This is a genomic window from Cupriavidus sp. GW821-FHT07C08, from assembly GCF_059419025.1.
In genome coordinates this window covers 76,476-94,400 of the sequence record NZ_JBWKQZ010000011.1, presented here as the reverse complement: position 1 = coordinate 94,400, position 17,925 = coordinate 76,476, and the positions used below count along the sequence as shown (strand labels likewise).

The 17,925-nt window shown below is 67.6% G+C and carries 15 protein-coding genes; 4 read left to right on the top strand and 11 right to left on the bottom strand.

From position 1 onward, the window contains the following. Positions 1-109 precede the first annotated feature (109 nt). The 10 genes from AC07UK_RS16125 to AC07UK_RS16080 all read right to left on the bottom strand — a co-directional run bounded on the left by AC07UK_RS16125 (position 110) and on the right by AC07UK_RS16080 (position 9,776). On the bottom strand, positions 110-1,339 hold the full coding sequence (locus AC07UK_RS16125) for a Gfo/Idh/MocA family protein (RefSeq protein ID WP_436224828.1): 1,230 nt from the start codon (positions 1,337-1,339) through the stop codon (positions 110-112). Then, positions 1,336-2,319, bottom strand: coding sequence for a PDR/VanB family oxidoreductase (locus tag AC07UK_RS16120; protein WP_494687578.1), 984 nt, complete (start codon positions 2,317-2,319; stop codon positions 1,336-1,338). Before AC07UK_RS16120 ends, AC07UK_RS16125 begins: the two co-directional genes overlap by 4 nt. A 14-nt stretch (positions 2,320-2,333) precedes the next feature. Then, on the bottom strand, positions 2,334-3,194 hold the full coding sequence (gene nadC, locus AC07UK_RS16115; protein WP_436224830.1) for a carboxylating nicotinate-nucleotide diphosphorylase: 861 nt from the start codon (positions 3,192-3,194) through the stop codon (positions 2,334-2,336). Between the two features lie 50 nt (positions 3,195-3,244). After that, entirely contained in the window at positions 3,245-4,234 is a 990-nt protein-coding gene (locus tag AC07UK_RS16110) for an ABC transporter substrate-binding protein (protein WP_436224831.1), read from the bottom strand. 67 nt (positions 4,235-4,301) lie between these two features. Continuing rightward, positions 4,302-5,621 carry a Rieske 2Fe-2S domain-containing protein gene (locus AC07UK_RS16105; RefSeq protein ID WP_494687577.1) on the bottom strand — a complete coding sequence of 440 codons (1,320 nt, stop codon included), beginning with the start codon at positions 5,619-5,621 and terminating at the stop codon, positions 4,302-4,304. Between the two features lie 368 nt (positions 5,622-5,989). Beyond that, positions 5,990-6,502 (bottom strand): MarR family winged helix-turn-helix transcriptional regulator, encoded by a 513-nt coding sequence (locus AC07UK_RS16100; protein ID WP_436224833.1) that lies wholly within the window; start codon positions 6,500-6,502, stop codon positions 5,990-5,992. Positions 6,503-6,551: 49 nt separating this feature from the next. Further along, positions 6,552-7,013: a bacteriohemerythrin gene (locus AC07UK_RS16095; RefSeq protein ID WP_494687576.1), complete on the bottom strand. Its 462-nt coding sequence runs from the start codon at positions 7,011-7,013 to the stop codon at positions 6,552-6,554. Between the two features lie 219 nt (positions 7,014-7,232). Further along, on the bottom strand, positions 7,233-7,853 hold the full coding sequence (locus tag AC07UK_RS16090; RefSeq protein WP_436224835.1) for a hemerythrin domain-containing protein: 621 nt from the start codon (positions 7,851-7,853) through the stop codon (positions 7,233-7,235). 251 nt (positions 7,854-8,104) lie between these two features. Beyond that, a complete protein-coding gene (locus tag AC07UK_RS16085) occupies positions 8,105-8,869 on the bottom strand; it encodes a helix-turn-helix domain-containing protein (protein WP_436224836.1) in 765 nt (254 codons plus the stop codon). Then, positions 8,853-9,776 (bottom strand): DMT family transporter, encoded by a 924-nt coding sequence (locus AC07UK_RS16080; protein ID WP_436224837.1) that lies wholly within the window; start codon positions 9,774-9,776, stop codon positions 8,853-8,855. The genes AC07UK_RS16085 and AC07UK_RS16080 overlap by 17 nt, the downstream gene beginning before the upstream one ends. Before the next feature lie 198 nt (positions 9,777-9,974). On the opposite strand from AC07UK_RS16080, the gene AC07UK_RS16075 reads away from it, so the two are divergent. The 3 genes from AC07UK_RS16075 to AC07UK_RS16065 are packed head-to-tail and all read left to right on the top strand — an operon-like array spanning position 9,975 to position 13,230. Next, positions 9,975-11,564, top strand: a complete 1,590-nt coding sequence (locus tag AC07UK_RS16075) for a DUF1800 domain-containing protein (protein WP_494687575.1) — start codon at positions 9,975-9,977, stop codon at positions 11,562-11,564. 13 nt (positions 11,565-11,577) lie between these two features. After that, positions 11,578-12,903 carry a DUF1501 domain-containing protein gene (locus tag AC07UK_RS16070; protein WP_436224839.1) on the top strand — a complete coding sequence of 442 codons (1,326 nt, stop codon included), beginning with the start codon at positions 11,578-11,580 and terminating at the stop codon, positions 12,901-12,903. A 57-nt stretch (positions 12,904-12,960) separates the two neighbouring features. Further along, entirely contained in the window at positions 12,961-13,230 is a 270-nt protein-coding gene (locus AC07UK_RS16065) for an antitoxin (protein WP_436224840.1), read from the top strand. Here the strand turns inward: AC07UK_RS16065 and AC07UK_RS16060 are convergent. Next, a complete protein-coding gene (locus tag AC07UK_RS16060; protein ID WP_436224841.1) occupies positions 13,195-15,807 on the bottom strand; it encodes a penicillin-binding protein 1A in 2,613 nt (870 codons plus the stop codon). The genes AC07UK_RS16065 and AC07UK_RS16060 overlap by 36 nt on opposite strands. A 310-nt stretch (positions 15,808-16,117) precedes the next feature. On the opposite strand from AC07UK_RS16060, the gene AC07UK_RS16055 reads away from it, so the two are divergent. Next, positions 16,118-17,188 (top strand): porin, encoded by a 1,071-nt coding sequence (locus tag AC07UK_RS16055; protein ID WP_041228713.1) that lies wholly within the window; start codon positions 16,118-16,120, stop codon positions 17,186-17,188. The last annotated feature ends 737 nt before the right edge of the window (positions 17,189-17,925 follow it).

Below are 17,925 nucleotides of genomic sequence, written 5' to 3'. Positions count from 1 at the left end.
TACGATCGTAGTGCATGCGGCGGCCCTTGACGATGCCGTTCTGACGACGGCATTCGTGGACTCGCTGCGCGGGGGTTATCCGGAAGGTGGTCTTGGGTGAGCCATGAGTTCAGGCGACCGGTGATACGTCGACCGGATGTGGCGAAGCCCTCGCCTGGCGCGTGAGCGTTACGTCCCGATCCTCGTGCGCCGAGGTCAGCATCGCCAGGCAGACCTCGAGCGTGGACCGCGCCCACGCGCCGTCATGGAGCGGGTCGAGTCCATGGACGACGGCATCGACCAGTTCGTCGATGACCTCGAAGCGGGGCACCGCCGGTGCCGGCAGGGGGATGTGCTCACGCTGCGTGTCGGCGTAGACCCAGATGCCGTCCGGCATCGGCCGGATATCGGCATGCTCGCAACTCACGATGACCGGCCCGAAGTGCTGGTTGGCGAGCGCGCGTTCCGTGCCGGCCGGGGCCTGCCACGACGGGCCGCCGTAGGTGCCATCCGTCTTCAGGCACGCCTCCGCCTGCGCCGAGCCGATCGACGCCAGCTTGCGCCGTGCGCGGCCGTAGTCCTCCTCGCGCGTGGCGAATCCCATTTCGCTGAAGCCGCCGTTCCACGGGTCCGTGTCGAAACGGCCATAGCCGCTGTAGGTCAGCGACGCGTAGGCACCGTCCTCGAACCAGAGCATGGCGCTATAGGCGCCCTCGGTCGGCCGGGCCGGGTCCCAGCTCCCCAGTGTCGCCCGCACACGTGTGGCGGGCGCGCCTGCCAGCAAGCGCACCACGTCGACCTGGTGCGCGGCCTGGCTGAACACCACGCCGCCGCCGGCCTCCGTCTGCAATTCCTCGGGGCGCCGCGGGCGATACAGGAAGTCGGTGTAGTTCAGCGCGTTGATCATGCGCACTGCGCCGAAGCGCCCTGACGCGATCAGTTGCCGCGCGTGCAGGTATGGCGAATCGAAGCTGTGGCAATGCCCCACGATTATCCGTACGCCGCCGCGCTCGCAAGCCGCGATGATCCGGTCGCACTCCGCGAGCGAGATCGCCATCGGCTTCTCCACGAGCAGGTGCTTGCCGCTTTCCGCCGCCAGGCACGCATGCGCTGCATGGTACTGATGCGGGCTCGCGATGTAGATGGCGTCAAGGTCTGGCGACGCCGCCATGGCCGCCAGGTCCTCATAGACGGGCGCATTGAAATCGCGCGCGAACTGCTGGCGTGCCGCCTCGCGGGGATCGCAGGCGGCGGCGAGGCGCACGCGCTGATCCGCGAGGAACGTAGGCAGCATCAGCGAGAAGGCCCGGCCGAGCCCGACCACGCCCAGGCGCACTTGCCGGGTTGCGTTGGCGCTCATAGGTCGATCACCAGTTCGGCGCACTTTGCCCGCGAGACGCAGATCATCACCTGGTGGTCCATCTCCTCCGGCATCAGCACCATGTCGCGATGGTCTGCCTCGCCCGACACCAGCCCGGTACGGCATGTGCCGCAGGTGCCGCTCTCGCAGGACGATGGCACATTGCAGCCATGCTGGCGCAGCACGTTCAGGATGCTCGCGCCGACCGGCACTTGGTAGCGTTGCCCGCTGCGGCTGAGCACTACGTCGAACGGCTTGTCGTCGGCATGCACGCCGCCGCCCTCGTTGAAGCTTTCGAAGTGGATCCGGGTGGCCGGCCAGTGCCCGGACATGTCGCGCACCGCCTCCATCAGGCCGCGCGGACCGCAGCAGTAGATGTGGGTGTCGCACGGACGCTCGAGCACCGGCCACAGATCGAAGGCCTTGCCAGGATCGCCGAAATCGTGGTGGATCTTCACCTTTCCCTTGAGCTCGGGCGCCTGCAGCTCGTCCAGGAAGGCGGTGCTCTCGGGCGAGCGCGTGAAGTAATAGAGCCGCCATTTTGCGGTGGAAAGCTCGCCAAAGCTGCGGATCATCGACAGAATCGGCGTGATGCCGATGCCGCCGGCGATGAAGACGAACGCCTTGGCATCCTCCAGCAGCGGGAAGGCATTGTCGGGCAAGCCGACCGGGATCAGGTCGCCTTCGCTGGCATCGTCGCACAGGCTCTTCGAGCCACCCTGTCCCTGTTCGTCGCGCTTCACGGTGATCATGTAGCGGTGAAGCTCGGCGGGGTCGTTGCACAGCGAGTACTTGCGCAGCATGCCGTTGGGCACCTGCACCTTGATGTGAGAGCCCGGCGTGAACGGAGGCAGTTCGGTGCCGTCCGCCTGCACGAACTCAAAGCTGCGGATGCCTTGCGCGGCGTCTTGGATGCGCGCGATGCGCAGCAGCATCGGCGTGTCTGCGTGGGGCTCGGGATGGAGCGGTGTGGTAGTCATGATGCGCATTCCTGTCAGTCGACGATGCGCATCGACAGGTCGATCGCGCGCACGTCCTTGGTCAGCTTGCCGCTGGAGATCCGGTCCACGCCGGTGGCGGCGATGGCCTGCAGCGATTCGAGGTCGACGCCACCGGAGACCTCCAGCAGCGCACGCCCGGCGTTCAGCGCGCAGGCGCGACGCATGTCGTCGAGGCTGAAGTCGTCCAGCAGGATGCTGGTGGCCCCGGCGGCCAGTGCCGCCGCCAGCTCCTCCAGGTCTTCCACTTCGATCTGCACCGGCACCTCGGCGCCGAGCTGCGCTGCGCGTTCGAGCGCCGCGCGCACGCCGCCGGCCGCGGCGATATGGTTCTCCTTGATCAGGATGCCGTCCCACAGCCCCAGGCGATGGTTGGCGCCGCCGCCCACGCGGACGGCGTACTTCTGCGCCATGCGCAGGCCGGGCAGCGTCTTGCGCGTGTCGAGCATCGCGCAGCCGTTCGGATTGGGCGACACCCCGGCGATCTGCTCGACGTAGCGGCGCGTCACGGTGGCGACGCCGGACAGCGTCTGCAGGAAATTCAGCGCCGGGCGCTCGGCGGACAGCAGCGCCCGTGCGTCACCGGTGATGCGGCAGACCTCGGAGCCGGCCAGCACGGTCTCGCCCTCGGCAATCCGCCACGCAATCGACGCGTCCGGATCGAGCCGCGCCACGCATGCGTCGAACCACGGCTGGCCCGCGATCACAGCGTTTTCCTTCGCCACCACGCGCGCCTGCACGCGCTTGGCCGCCGGCACGAGCTGCGCCGTCCAGTCGGCGCGCCCGATGTCCTCGCGCAGCGCGTCGTCGACGTTGCGTCGCAGCGCCTGCTCAAGGGTTTCGTTGTACTCGAACATCTTTGCTCCTGGAGGTGCGCGGGCGCGGCATGGCCCCGCCCGCGCGTTTGTCAGATGCTGTAGGACTCGTAGGTGGAGGGGTGGAACATCTCCTCCACCGGCACCAGCCGCTCGGACAGGCCCTGGCCATGGTGATGGCGGGAGAACGTCTCCAGTGTGCGCTGGTTTGCCTGCACGCCGTACGACCAGTAGTCCTCGCCCAGCGTCTCGCGCGCGGCCTTCAGCATCTCTTCCACGAACGGCATCGTCACCTTGGTCGCGGACGTATCGGACAGCTGCGCCAGCGCGTGGGCCTTGGACTGGCTGAACGCCTTGAAGACGGCGCCCGGCAACCACGGCTGCGCCTCGGCGAGGGTCTTGCGGATGCCCACCACATGCATGATGGGAAACACGCCAGTGCGCCGGAAGTAGTCTTTCGCCTCGGCGGTCGGATCGTCGAAGAGCCAGCCCACGTTCTCGTTGCGCAGCGCCGCGGCGCCCGGGGGCCGCGGCGCGATGAAGCCGTCGATCTCACCGCTGTCCAGCAGCTCGGAGATCGTGCGGCCTTCGGGCGCGGCCTCCACGCGGACATCGGCGGGAAGCTGCAGCTTCACCTTTTCCGGACGCCCCGGCGTATCGATGCCGCCGCGTACCCAGGTCACATCGGACGGGTGGATGCCAAAGTCGTCCTGCAGGACCGCGCGCGCCCACACGATCGCGGTGAGCTGGTACTCCGGAATGCCGATGCGGCAGCCCTTCAGGTCCTGGGGGCGCCCGATACGATCCTTGCGCACGTAGATGGAGGTGTGGCGGAACGCCCGCGAGAGAAAGACAGGCACCGCGATGTACGGACAGTCGCCGCGCGCATGCTTGACCAGGTAGCTCGAGAAAGACAGCTCACTGATATCGAAGTCCTGGCTGCGCATGGCGCGGAAGAACATTTCCTCCGGGTTGAGCGTCATGTAGACGGGATCGACGCCGTCGATCTGGACGCGGCCATCGAGCAGCGCGCGGGTACGGTCATAGTCGCCCATGGCGACGGAGAGGCGGAGTTTGGTCATCGGTGATGGAGTGGGGGCTCGGGGGAATGCGGGTGGCGGTCAGCGGGGGATGTGGGGGCTGTGCTCCTCATGCCGTGACGGAGTACGACGGCTCCAGCTCGGGCAGTTCCGGTCCGCCGGCCCAGACGTATTGCACGTTGAACGTACGCCAATCATCCGACTTCGGCACCACCGCCTGGAACGCGCAGACGTCGGCGGGAATCGCATTGGCACCCGTGCCGATCGCCTCGCCGCCCTGCTGGAACGCCCGGACGGCATCCAGCATCTGCTTGCGGAACTCGACGATGGCGAGGTCGCTCGCGCCCAGCCGGTCATGGCTGCGGTCGGCGATCGGGCCCATCGTCAGCCACATCGCGACGTCCTGGTTCGGGAAGCCGGCAATCCCGGTGAAGTTGCCCGCCTTCATCGCCTGGCGGTCCTGCCAGAAGCGGTTGTCGATGTTGCGCAGCGGGCGGTAGTACGCGTCCAGGTCCACGCCGACGGTCTGGCGCAGGAACTTGCGCCACGTCTCCGTTTCAGGAGTTTGCGCCGGATGGCCCCAGGCGATGAAGTAGAACGCCGTGTTGGTGTCGTCCATCGGCACGTTGATGTTGGCGACGTTGTAGAGGTTGTTCGGCGGGATCAGCGCGGTTGCCGGCGCGACGAAGACCGTGGAGCGCACGTAGTCATGCGTCTGCGCCTGCTGGATCGGCCTGCGGATGGCGGCGTAGCGGAAGCCGTAGCCGCCGCGCTGCACCTGGAGCCGCGGCGCCTTGTCGGTCGAAGGGCGCAGCCACAGGCTGTCGGTTGCCTTGGCGCAGTCCACGCGCGCCGGCACCATGTCCGAGCTGTGCAGGCTCGAGCTGTGCGCGGAATCGATCGCGCCCTCCAGCACCTGGGCCCAGTTGCAAGGCAGCAGCACCTTGGCGATGCTGACGCGGGTGTCCTCGGTCGGCGCCCAGCGTGGTGGCACGAATTCCGGCACCGCGTCCGCCGGTCCCATGTATGCCCAGACCATGCCGCCCCATTCCTTGACCGGATAGGCCTTGTGCTTGACTTTCTCTGCCATGCCGCTGGATGCGGGCTCGGAGACCATCTCCAGCACGTTCCCCTCCACATCCATCTTCCAGCCGTGATAAAGGCAGCGCAGGCCGCCTTCCTCGTTGCGGCCGAAGACCAGTGACGCCCTGCGGTGCGGGCAGTACTCGTCCATCACCCCGACGCGGCCGTCGCTGTCGCGGAACACGACCAGGTCTTCGCCGAACACGCGCGCTTTCACCGGCGCGCCATCGGGCTCCGTCACCTCCTCGAGCAGGCAGACCGGCGTCCAATGCCGGCGCATCAGCTGCCCCATCGGCGCATCGCCTTCTACACGGCACAACAGGTCGTTTTCTTCCTTCGTCATCATTTGGGGGCTCCTGGCCAGCGCATCTCCGGCGCTGGCCGGTCTGGCGTTCTGGCTTTGCTTGAAAAATACTTAGTGGCCTAAGAATAATCAGAGCAAACATCGATGGCAAGGCGGGATTGGGAAACCAAGGGAAAATACTTAGGAGGCTAATGATAAAGGGCGTGCGCCGTCACAGTCACGTGCGCAATGCGCGGACGGACGGGAAGCAAGACATCGGCTTGCCAGATGCTCGGCGGAAAGGCGAATACGTGCCGGCTGCGAAGCAGGTCGCAGCCTGGAAGATTGAGAGCGGGAAGGAGGAGGGGGGGCGGTTGGAGATGTGTTGGGGAAAACAGGACTGCCAGCCGCAGTCCTCCCCGTGCAGTCGCTTACGCTTGCTCGATACCTTGCTGGTCGCGGGTCAGGTTGTCGATCATCACCAGCAGGGCGCGGCGCGTGGTGGCGACTTCTTCCGTGGCGAGATGCTGGACCGCCACCGCATTGACCTCTTCGGCCAACGGTACCAGCGTCTTGCGCAGCCGCTTGCCCAATGGCGTGAGGAACACATAGATGTTCTTGCGATTGGTCGGCCGGCGCTCCAGCGTGACATAGCCGAGCGCCTCCATGGCTTGCAAGGCCGCGAATGTGGTCGGCTCCATCACGCCCGCTTCAATGCTGAGCTCACGCTTGGTGATGCCGTCGCGTTCCCAGAGAATGCGCAGGAAGGTCCAGTGGCCAAGCTGCACGTCATGCTGGGCGAGCCGGTGCTGCAGCGCGCGCAGGAAGACCCGCGTCGCGTCTTTCACAAGGTGCGCAAGGCGATCATTGGGCACGTCGTCGTGCCAGCGGCGCAGGACGCGCTGGGCGATTTCCTGTTCTCTGAGTGCAGAGGCTTTCGACATAGGGGGGAAGCAAGGGCAAAGGCGTATTCTGCCACGGCTTGTCTGTGCCTTACGCAGGCTCCGCGGCGGGACGGGCTTCCAGGTTCCTGCGCAGGACGACCGGCTTGGCGCCGGCGTGCTGCTTGCAGATCCAGTGCGCCAGCGCCGAATCCAGGTGCTGGACATGCGCGGGAAACCAGTGCTCCAGTTCTTCTGCCAGTCGGCGCGCAACCGCCACCTCCCCGCGTACGAGCCTTGCCTGCACGCCGGATATCGAGGCCAGCACGGCTGCATGTTCGCCGATGTGGCACTTGCGCGGCGGAAAGGCCGTTGCCTCCATAAGGCTGTCCTCATGCAGGAAATGCGTTCGTGCCAGTTGCAGCAGTTCCTCCAGCGTCTGCGCCAGGCGCTCAACAGGCGCTACGCGCAACGACTGGATGAGTGCCGCAAACCGTCGATGTTCGTCGTCAATAGCGGAATGACCGATCAGTAGCCCGTCATGCCAGTACATTGGATTGTGCGCTGCCATCATGCCTCCGGTCATATTGTTAGGAGCCTAAGTATTGTAGGATAGACCGGTTCCGTAGGCAACGACAATGAGCATGGCGAGGAGTGCTGTTGGCTGCACGGCTTGGCGAAGACGCCCGGATACCGTTCGCCGATCGCTTGCTGACGGCGGCCGGCATGTGCCCTCGCGCCGCAGGCATAAGTTCCGAGCCGAGGCCCGGCAGTGCCGCGCAGCCACCGACGTTCAGCGCATGGACGCGCTCGCTTCGCTGTCGATCTGCTTGCGCAAGGTCGCGAAGCGCTTCTCCACATTGGCGCCGAATAACGGATCGGCACTGGCCGGGTCGATGGCGGCGACCTCCGCCCAGTCCGCTTCGGTCAGGAACCGGGCGGCGCGCGGCATGACCTGTTTCTCCTCGGTGGACAGATGGTTGCGGTAGTACACCAGGTACATGGCGGCGGCCGCTTCCAGTGCCGCTCGCGAGGTGACCACCTCGCTCTGGGCTTCACGCAGGCGGTCGAGCAATTCCGCGCCGACCGTGGCGATCACGCGATGTTCCTGCAGTAACCGGCTGATGATGATCCGCGTGCCGGGATCCCGGTCCACGAGCAGCGCGTAGGCAACATCCTCACGGGGGTGGTGCACGCAATCGCCATAGTTGCGCATGTAGTGGATGATCGTGGCCATCAGGCCGTAGTCGGGCTGCTCGCCCTGATGGAAGGTGCTGACCTGCTTTTCCAGCAGGTCGAGCATTGAGGCGAAATGGATATGGTCGGTATGCCAGGCGGCAAGCGGTGTCGGGCCCGGGGTGGAAAGCGCGGCGGAAGGTGAAGTCGGAAGCGAGTTGACGAGTGTGGTGGCCATGGCGCCCTCCTGGGAAAATGGGCAAGCTGACCGTTGAGTCCCGATACGATATCGGGACTCGCGGGGCCCTCATTGACACAATAGCTTCCCTGCATGATCTAAGTCTGACGCAGATCAATGCGGCGCTGATCACGCAAGGGGCGGAAGCCTTATACGCCGCACGTTCAACCTGCGCCGCCCTCTAACTCGCCTCGAGGCGAGCGGGTCACCACGGTTAGCCCGGTGCCAGGATCGGCTACCGCGCAGGCAGGCTAGCCGCGTGCGGCCGCCCGCCACGCCCCGGGCGGCTGCCCGAAGCGCCGCGTGAAGCTGCGCGTGAAGGTGGTCTGGTCCGGGTAGCCTGACGCCAGCGCGATCTCGGCCAGCGGTAGCGTGGATTGCGTCAGCAGCTGCAGCGCGCGGTCCAGCCGCAGCCGGGTCTGGTAGCGGTGCGGGGTATCGCCGAAGGCCTCGGCAAACAGGGTCTGGAAGCGCCGCACGCTCCAGCCGAAATGCCCGGCGACTTCCGCCACGCGCAGGGGCGAGGCCAGGTTGGCGCGCAGGTAGGCATCCACGGCCATCAGCGGGAATACCTGTTCGTCGCCGGGCATGCCGAGGCAGTCTGCCAGCGCCGCGGCCAGCGTGGCCGCCAGTTGCCAGTCGGTCTGCGGCCCGCGCGCTGCCGCAGCGGCGCGCCACGCCGCCAGCGCGCGCACGCGGCTGCCGAAGGCGCCGTCCAGCGAAAACGTGCGCGGGCGCGCCATCAGCCGCGCGGGCAGCGCCACCGAACGCGCCGGGAAGTCCGCCACCAGCTGCAGGTTGCCGTCGAAGCCCAGGAATTCATGATGGCTGCCGGCCGGCACGATCAGGCCGGTGTGGTCATCCACGCGATAGACGTGGCCGTCGATCTCCAACTCGGTGGCACCGGCCAGGCCGAACAGCAACTGGTGGTAGCCGTGCTGGTGGCCGTCCGGCTGCGGGCGGTAGCGCCGGTGCTCGACCAGCGGCGAGGCGTGGGGTTCAGCGGGCTTGGGCATGCCGAAACCTGCCAGGGGTCTGGCACAGCCAGACGCCCGCCCCGGCCACCGCCATGCCCAGCGCCTGCACCGCATCCAGCCGTTCGCCGAACAGCAGCCAGGCCTGCAGCGCGGCCAGCGGCGGCGCCAGGAACATCAGCGCCGCGGCATTGGCGGCCTGGCCGCGCCGCACCAGGCTGACCAGCAGCCAGGTGCCGGCGCCCGACAGGCCGATCGCCGCCCACGCCAGCGTGGCCCACAGCGCCACGCCGCCATGCCAGTGTACCGGCGTGTCGGCGGACTGGATCGCCACCATCGCGGCGGCTACCAGCATGGCGCCCAGGTTCTGCCACGCGGAGCTGGCGCGCAGGTCACAGGCGGCGATGGCGGACTTCTGCAAGAGGGTTCCCATGGTGATGGAGACAATGGCCAGCACGCCTAGCAGCACGATCCAGGGCGACAGGGCCGGCGCGGCCGCGCGCATGCCGGCCTGCATCGCCGGGGCGACCACCAGCGCGACGCCGAGCGCACCCAGCGCCAGGCCCTGCCACGTCCGCCTGGAAGGTAGCTCTTTCAGCAGGGGGATGGCAAGCAGCGCGGTCAACAGCGGCTGCAGCGCGCCCAGCAGGGCCATGATCGCCGGCGGCAAGCCCCTGGCCACGGCGCCGTAGCCGGCGCACAGGTAGATGCCCTGCATCAGCGCGCCGGCCAGCAGGTGGCGCGGCGCCTCGCGCAACGGCGGCCAGGCCGCGCGCGCGGCCAGCGACCACGCCACGAACATCAGCCCCGCCACGGCAAAGCGGCCCAGCAGGAACAGGCTGGTATCGGCCAGCGGCACGATGGCCTTGCCGACGATAAAGCCGGTGGACCAGATCAGGACAAAGGCAACAGTGGGCAGCCAGGCGGCAGCGGACAGGGGGCGTGACATGCAAGCAGGCGTTTCCGCCGGGCGGGATCGGATGGGCAAAGCGCAAGGCTAGCCAGGCCGCGCGCCGCTGTCTTGGCAAATCCGGCAATCGGCATGCTGAAAGCATTGGTAACACTCCCGCAGCGCCTCCGGGTCAACGGATGTGCGCTTGCCACGTAACATAGTGATGGTCTGATCGAAAAAGGCGAGGAGGCGGGCATGAATCCGGCGCAGCATTCGAGACAACCCCGCCGTGGCGGGCTCGCGCCCTGGCGCGCCGCCGCGGCACTGGCACTGGCCGCATGCCTGGCCGCCTGCGCACAGATGCCGGCCGAGGCTGGCGGCAGTACCGCCGCCACCGACCTGCGCTGGCTCAACACCATCACCTACGGCGCTGACCAGGCCACCCTTGGCGACCTGCGCAGGCTGGGCCGCAAGGGCTTCCTCGACCAGCAACTGACGCTGCCGATGGCCGATCCGCCCGAACTGGCGGCCGCCATCGCAGCCTTGCCCAAGCTGCAGGCCGATGCCGCCGCGCAGGTCCAGGCCGCGCGAGACGCCCGCCAGCGCATCGACGCGCTGCCCGACGACGACAGCAAGCAGCAGGCCCGCCAGGCGCTGAACGAGCAGGGCCGCGAGATCGTGGCCGATGCCACGCGGCGTCACCTGCTGCGCGCGCTGTATTCTCCGGCGCAACTGCGCGAGCAGATGACGTGGTTCTGGATGAACCATTTCAACATCTACTCGGGCAAGGGCCAGGTCCGGCTGCTGCTGCCCGACTACGAAGAGCGCGCCATCCGTCCGCACGCGCTGGGCCGCTTCCGCGACCTGCTGATGGCCAATGTGACCGCGCCGGCCATGCTGGTCTACCTCGACAACGACCAGAGCAGCGCCAACCGCATCAACGAGAACTACGCGCGCGAGCTGATGGAGCTGCATACCATGGGCGTCGCCGGCGGCCCCAGCGGCTCCCGCTACACTCAGCAGGACGTGCAGGAGCTGGCGCGCGTGCTGACCGGCGTGGGCGTCAACCTGCGCGGCACGCCGCCGCCGCGGCTGCCGCCGGCGCGCGCGGGGCTGTATCGCAGTGAGGGCCTGTTCGAATTCAACCCCGCGCGCCACGACTTCGGCGCGAAGACGTTGCTGGGCCAGCGCATCGAGCCGGCCGGCTTCGATGAAGTGGTGCGAGCGGTGTCGATCCTGGCGCGCGAGCCGGCCACCGCGCGCTTTATCAGCGCCAAGCTGGCGGCCTATTTCATCGCCGACAACCCGCCGCCGGCGCTGGTCGAGCGCATGGCGCAGACCTTCACGCGCACAGATGGCGATATCGCCGCGGTGCTGCGCACCTTGTTCCTGGCGCCGGAACTGGGCCGGCAACTGGCCGCGCCAACGCGCAAGTTCAAGGATCCGATGGTCTATGTGGTGTCGTCGATGCGGCTCGCCTATGAAGGCCGTCCCGTGGCCAACCTGCGTCCGGTGATGAACTGGCTGAACCAGCTTGGCGAGCCGCTCTACGGCCATGTGGCGCCGGACGGCTATCCGTCGTCGGAAAGCGCGTGGGCCAGCTCGGGCCAGATGGTGCGGCGCTTCGAGATTGCGCGCGCGATCGGCTCGGGGCCGGCGGGACTGTTTGCCGGCGATGGCGCGAGGCCGCGCGGCGCGCGCTTCCCGATGATCGGCAACAAGCTGTACTACGACACCATCGAAGCCACGCTTGGCCCCGCCACGCGCGCCGCGCTGGCCCAGGCCGAATCGCAGGCCGAATGGAATACCGTGCTGCTCGGCTCGCCCGAGTGGATGCAGCGCTGACAGGGAGCAGACCATGCAACGCCGACAATGGTTGAAAACGATGGGCGGCGCCACGCTGGGCCTGGCGCTGCCCGCCATCGCCTCGCGCGTCTATGCGCTGCCGGCGCAGGCCGATGCGCGCTTCCTGCTGGTGTTCCTGCGCGGCGGCTATGACGCCGCCAGCGTGCTGGTGCCGGCCGGCAGCGATTTCTACTATGCCGCGCGGCCCAATATCGCCATCCGGCGCCCGCCCGCGGCCGGTGCGGACGCTGACCCCAACGCGGCGGTGGCGCTGGCGCCGGCCTTTGCCGCCGACAGCGCCGCGCGCGGCATCGGCGACTGGGCGCTGCACCCAGCATTGGCCGCGACCATGCTGCCGTTGTGGCAGCGCGGCCAGCTGGCCTTCGTGCCGTTCGCCGGTACGCACGACCTGTCGCGCAGCCACTTCGAGACCCAGGACGGGATCGAGGCCGGCTTGCCCGGCGAGGGCGAGGACCGCAAGGCCGTGGCCTCGCTGCGCGGCAGCGGCTTCCTGAACCGCCTGGCGCAGGCCATGGGCGGGCAGGCTGCGCCAGTGGCCTTCACCGACGGCCTGCCGATGGTGCTGTCCGGCCCGCGCGACGTGCCCAATGTCTCGCTCAAGGGCAGCGGCCGCACCCCGTTCGATGCGCGCCAGGCGAAGCTGCTGGCGCAGATGTACAGCGGAACCCGCTTTGAGTCGCTGATCGATGAGGGCTTCGAGCTGCGCGAAACCGTGGCGCGCCAGGCGCAGCCGCAGCCCGGCATGTCAGGCAGCGACGCCGGCACCATGGCAGCCACGCGCATGCAGGAAATGCAGGCCGCCAACCGCCGCTCGCTCAGCGCGCGCGGTTTCGAGGTCGAGGCCCGGCGCATGGCCGGGCTGATGCGCGAGCGCTTCAACCTGGGCTTTATCGACGTGGGCGGCTGGGACACTCACGTCAACCAGGGCGGCGCGCAGGGGCAACTGGCCGGCCTGCTCGACAACCTCGGCCATGGCCTGTCTGCCTTTGCCGCCGAGATGGGGCCCGCCTGGGACAAGACCACCGTGGTGGTGCTGTCCGAATTCGGCCGCACCTTCCGCGAGAACGGCACGCGCGGCACCGACCACGGCCACGGCACGGTCTACTGGGCCGCGGGCGGCGCGGTGCGCGGCGGCCGCATGGCCGGCGAGCAGGTGGCGGTGGAACAGGCTACGCTCAACCAGAACCGCGACTGGCCTGTGCGCAATGAGTACCGGGCGGTGCTGGGCGGGGTGTTCCGCAGGTTGTACGGGCTGGATGAGGCGCGGTTGGCGCAGGTGTTTCCGGGGGTGCGGGGGCGGGATATCGGGTTGGTGTAAGGCATTGCGATGGCAGCAGGTTTCGCGGATGCTCTAGGGCATACCAGAGAGTGCTCCATGACGATTACCGATGAGATACGCCGTGTCAGGCTGATTCGCCGTCGCGGCAATCAGACAATCCTGATCCCACCTGAGTTCGAACTGCAGGGGAGTGAAGCCGTTTTGCGGCGTGAAAAGAACCGCCTCATCATTGAGCCGGTTGTGACGATGCCATTGCGTTCGCTGCTTGCGCAATGGGAACCCATTGACGTGGACTGGCCAGATATCGAAGACCCGCCCGCTGAGGGCGAATCAGCCGGGCGCGTAGCCGTTCGGTGGCGTATTTGACGGTGTAGGGGGAACTGCCGGCGCCGCCGGCGCCTGTGGGGAAGGTGGTGTTGCGGGAAAAGTAGGTGCAGTTGGGACCGAAGGCGCCGGCGTCCCCGGCGACACCGAAGGCGCGGATCCTGCCGGTACATCCGCAGCGCTGGCAGCAGCGGTGTCCGCGGCCGAGCCCTGCGGCACCGCAATCACCGTCTCCCCCCGGTCCAGCGCCAGGCTGGAATCGTCCGGGCCGACATCCGCCGCGGCAGACGATGCCGTGCCGGCCGGCGGCGCAACCTCAGCCTCTGGCGCAGGCAAGGCCGGACGGCGCGGTGCCGGGCGCGGCGCCGGGGTCTCGCTGGCCTTGTCGCGCGTGAACAGCTGGTTGAACCAGCCGCGCAGCTGCGTGCCCAGCGATGCGAACAGGCTGGTCTCTTCGTGCTCGGCAAAGCGCGCGCGGCCGTCGACGATGCGTGAGCGCAGCGCGCGCTGGTAGAAGTCGCCCACCATCGGCAGCGCGCTGTGCGCGCCCTGGCCCCAGTAGTCGCTGCGCAGCGTGACGCGGCTGTCGTTGAAGCCGACCCAGGCGCCCGCCACCAGTTCCGGATGCATCAGGATGAACCAGCCGTCGGCGTTGTCCTGGGTGGTGCCGGTCTTGCCGGCCACGTCGGCGCGGATGCCGAAGCGCGAGCGGATGCTGGCGCCGGTGCCGCGGTCGATCACGTCGCGCATGACGTCGAGCAGGGTTTGCGTGGTGGCGGCGGGCAGCGCGTGCTCGGCGCGGGCCGGCCGGAACACCTGCAGCACATTGCCCTGTCGGTCTTCGATGCGCGTCACCATGGTGGGCGCGATGTAGTCGCCGGCGTTGGCGATGGTGCCGTAGGCGGCCACCATCTCCTTGAGCGTGACCGGGCTGGTGCCCAGCGCCAGCGACGGCACCAGGTCGAGCTGGCTGTCGCGCACGCCCATGTCGCGCGCCAGCCGCGCCACGCGGGACGGCCCCACTTCGTGCATGAGCTGCGCGGTGATGGTGTTGCGCGAATAGACCAGGCCGTCGCGCAGTGACATGGCGCGGCCGGTGGGGCGGCCTTCATCGGTGGGGCGCCAGACCTCGCCGCCGGCCAGTTCGATTTCCACCGGCTGGTCCATCAGCGTGTCGTCGGGGGTCTTGCCTTCTTCAAAGGCCGCGCCGTAGACAAAGGGCTTGAAGGTCGAGCCCGGCTGGCGGCGCGCCTGCTGCACGTGGTCGAACGCGTCCTGGGTGTAGTCGCGGCTGCCGACCCAGGCGCGGATCTCGCCGTTGCGCGGGTCGATAGCCAGGAAGCCGGCCTGGATGCGCGTCTTCTGCTGGTGCAGCGCGCGCATGAAGGCATGGTCGGACATCAGATGGCGCAGCGCCTCTTCCGGCGCGGTGCCGGCGGCGATGGCGGCACGGTATTCCGGGGTCTCGCGCACGAAGGCCTGCACCAGCGGCATGTTGGCGGCCCAGCCCGCGCGCGGCGCCCAGGCCGCGTTGGCGATGGCCTGCAGCCGGTTGCCCTGCTGCACCACGGCCTGCGTGGCCATGGCCTGCAGGCGGGCGTCGATGGTGGTATGCACCACCAGGCCATCGGCGTAGATGTCGTAGCCATTGCGGTCGGCCCAGCCGATCAGCCACTTGCGCAGCTGCTGCGCGAAGTGCGGCGCGGGACCGGGCGGCTCGGTCTGGCGTTCGAAGTCGATGCGCAGCGGGCGCTTCTTCAGCTGCTCGTAGCGCGCCGCATCCAGCTTGCCGCGCTTGACCATCTGGCCCAGCACGATATTGCGCCGGTCCAGCGCGCGCTCGGGGTTGAGCACCGGGTTGTAGTAGCTGTTGCCCTTGAGCATGCCGATCAGCGTGGCGCTCTGCAGCACGTCCAGCGAGCGGGCCGGGCGGTCGAAGTACGTGCGCGCCGCCATCTCGATGCCGAACGCGTTGTACAGGAACGGCACGGTATTGAGATAGGTCTCGAGGATCTCGTCCTTGGTATAGAGCGCCTCGATCTTCAGCGCGGTGATGGCTTCCTTGAGCTTGCGCGTCAGCGTGGGCGCGCGGCCGATTTCATCGGGATACAGGTTGCGTGCCAGCTGCTGGGTGATGGTGGACCCGCCTTGGCGGTCGCCGGAAAAGGTATGCACCGCGGCCGAGGCCAGCCGGCGCCAGTCCAGCCCGTGGTGCTGGTAGAAGCGATGGTCTTCGGTGGCGATCAGCGCAGCCACCACATTGGGCGAGATTTGCGACAGCGGCACCCAGTCGCGGTTGGCCCACTTGAACACTGCCAGTTCCTTGCCGTCGGCGGACAGCACCTGGGCCGGCTGCTCGGACTTGGCCTTGCGGATATCGCTGATGCCCGGCGTGAACGGGATCAGGACCAGCACATAGAGCAGGAAGGCGGCCGGGATGGCGGCCAGCCCCACCAGCACGCCGCGCCGCGTGGGGCGCAGCGACCCGGGCCGGGTCAGGCCGGCGCGTGCAAGGCGCGCGGCCATGCCTGACAGGCGTTGCTGGAGGGGGGCAGGCAATGAAGCCTGCAGCGAGGCGAGCAGCGGGGCAAGCCGGGTCTTGATCTCAGCCAGCCTCATGAGGCGAAGCGGTCGAGGCACAGGCACATGGCGGCACGGGGCACTGGCATTACCGTCGTCGGAAAAGCATGCATCGTACCAAAACGTTCCCCTTGGTTACAGGGAAAACCCCCATTCTCGGCTATCCGCCACTTCCTGCTGCAAAGCATGGGTCACAAAGGTTTCATATTGCGCCGCGACAATGCCGGGTCCGCAACTTGTGCGGACGATGCGCCGTTGCCGGGTTGCCCGGCTGGACCGGGTTGGCCTTGCCGACCCGGCCTGGGTCCGGCGCGGTGTCGTGCCTCAAACAGAACACAGAGAAATTACAGTGAAGAAAGCTCTCCTTGCAATGACGGCAGCAGCGGCTGCGTCGGCCGTATCCGGGGTGGCGTCGGCCCAGTCCGCGTCGAACGTTACGCTTTACGGCATCGTCGATGCCGGTGTCGAAGTGATCAGCCACGTGCCGGGCAGCAACGGCGCCCAGGGTACGGCAACGCGCCTGAACTCTGGCAACTTGTCCGGCTCGCGCTGGGGCCTGCGCGGCACCGAAGACTTGGGCGGCGACCTGAAGGGTATCTTCGTGCTGGAGAGCGGGTTCGACATCGATACCGGCACCTCGGGCCAGGGCAACCGCCTGTTCGGCCGCCAGGCCTACGTCGGCCTGCAGGGCGGCTGGGGCGCGGTCACGCTGGGCCGCCAGCAGAATTCGCTGTACGACCTGTTCGGCGCCTTCGACCCGATGGGCGTGGGCCCGCGCTACTCGCTGAACAGCGTTGACTCGGCCTTCAACGGCCGCGCCGACAACGCCATCAAGTACACCGGCAAGTTCGGCGGCCTGACCGCCACCGGCTTCTACAGCTTCGGCCGCGACAACAACGGCGAAGTCCCGGGCGAGCCCAAGGTCGCGCGCAACTTCGGCGGCGGCCTGTCGTACGCCGCGGGCGGCTTCTCGGTCGGCGCGGCTTACGACCAGTACCAGGGCGCCACCGTGGCGCTGCAGGACCGTGCCGCCAAGCGCGCCGCGGTGGGTACCGCCTATGCCTTCGGCGACGCCAAGGTGTTTGCCGGCTACCGCTGGCTGAAGGACGACGGCGTGTCGAGCGCCAGCGCCGCTTCGACCCGCAGCAACGTGTACTGGGCTGGCGCGCAGTACCGCTTCACGCCTGCCTTCCAGTTGACCGGCGCGGCCTACTACAACGACACCCGCAATAGCGATGCGGATCCGTGGATGTTCGTGCTGTCGGCGGACTACTCGCTGTCCAAGCGTACGGATGTGTACCTGAATGTTGGCTACTCGAAGAATAAGTCGGGTTCGGCGCTGGGGCTAAATGGGGTTGGTACGGTGGTGGCCGGTGAGAACCAGACTGGTGCTACCGTTGGCCTGCGTCATCGCTTCTGAGCGTAATCGCCTGATGCCCGCCTTGCAGGTTGTGATGCCTGCATGGGTGGGTGATTAACTGTCATATCGACACCTGCGGATTGCATTGCGGGGTTCGTTGGGCCGGTTGGTTTGATCGGCCCTTTTTTCCTGATCCTCGCGCTGGTTGCGGGGTGTTCTTGTTGTTGCCATGCGATCGATTGTTGCTCTTGGCGGGCGTGGGCGAGAAACGCGTCGCCTATGCGGCTGGCAATCAATTACGCGGCGTTGGTCATATAGGCGGCGGTGCTTGCCGTTTGGATGTGGTCGCGGTTCGACCCTGCTAACGCCATGTGAGTGTGTGCCAGTGCCTTCGATAACCGGCTTTTGAACAATCCCCAAGTCGGGCGGTGGCCCGCGCTCTCCAGCGATATCGCATCAACGCCTTCGGCTGCGCTCCGCGCAAGCGCCCAATGACCGTCAACGCATATTGAGCCTGCGCAGCAGCCGTAGGCGTCCCCGCGATGCCGTCGGCAGCAGGCGGCCTACGCCCTGCATGGGGATCGTCCAATAGTGGGTTATCGCAGGCACTGCCACACACTCACATGGCGTTAGCAGGGTCGAACGGGCAACCACGCCCAAACGGCAAGCACCGCCGTGCGAACCACCAACGCCGTGCAATTGATTGCCAGCCGCATAGGCGACGCGTTTTTTGGTTACTTTTTGTCGCTCGGACAAAAAGTGACTCGCCAGCTACGCCGGCGAAACAGCCACGCCTG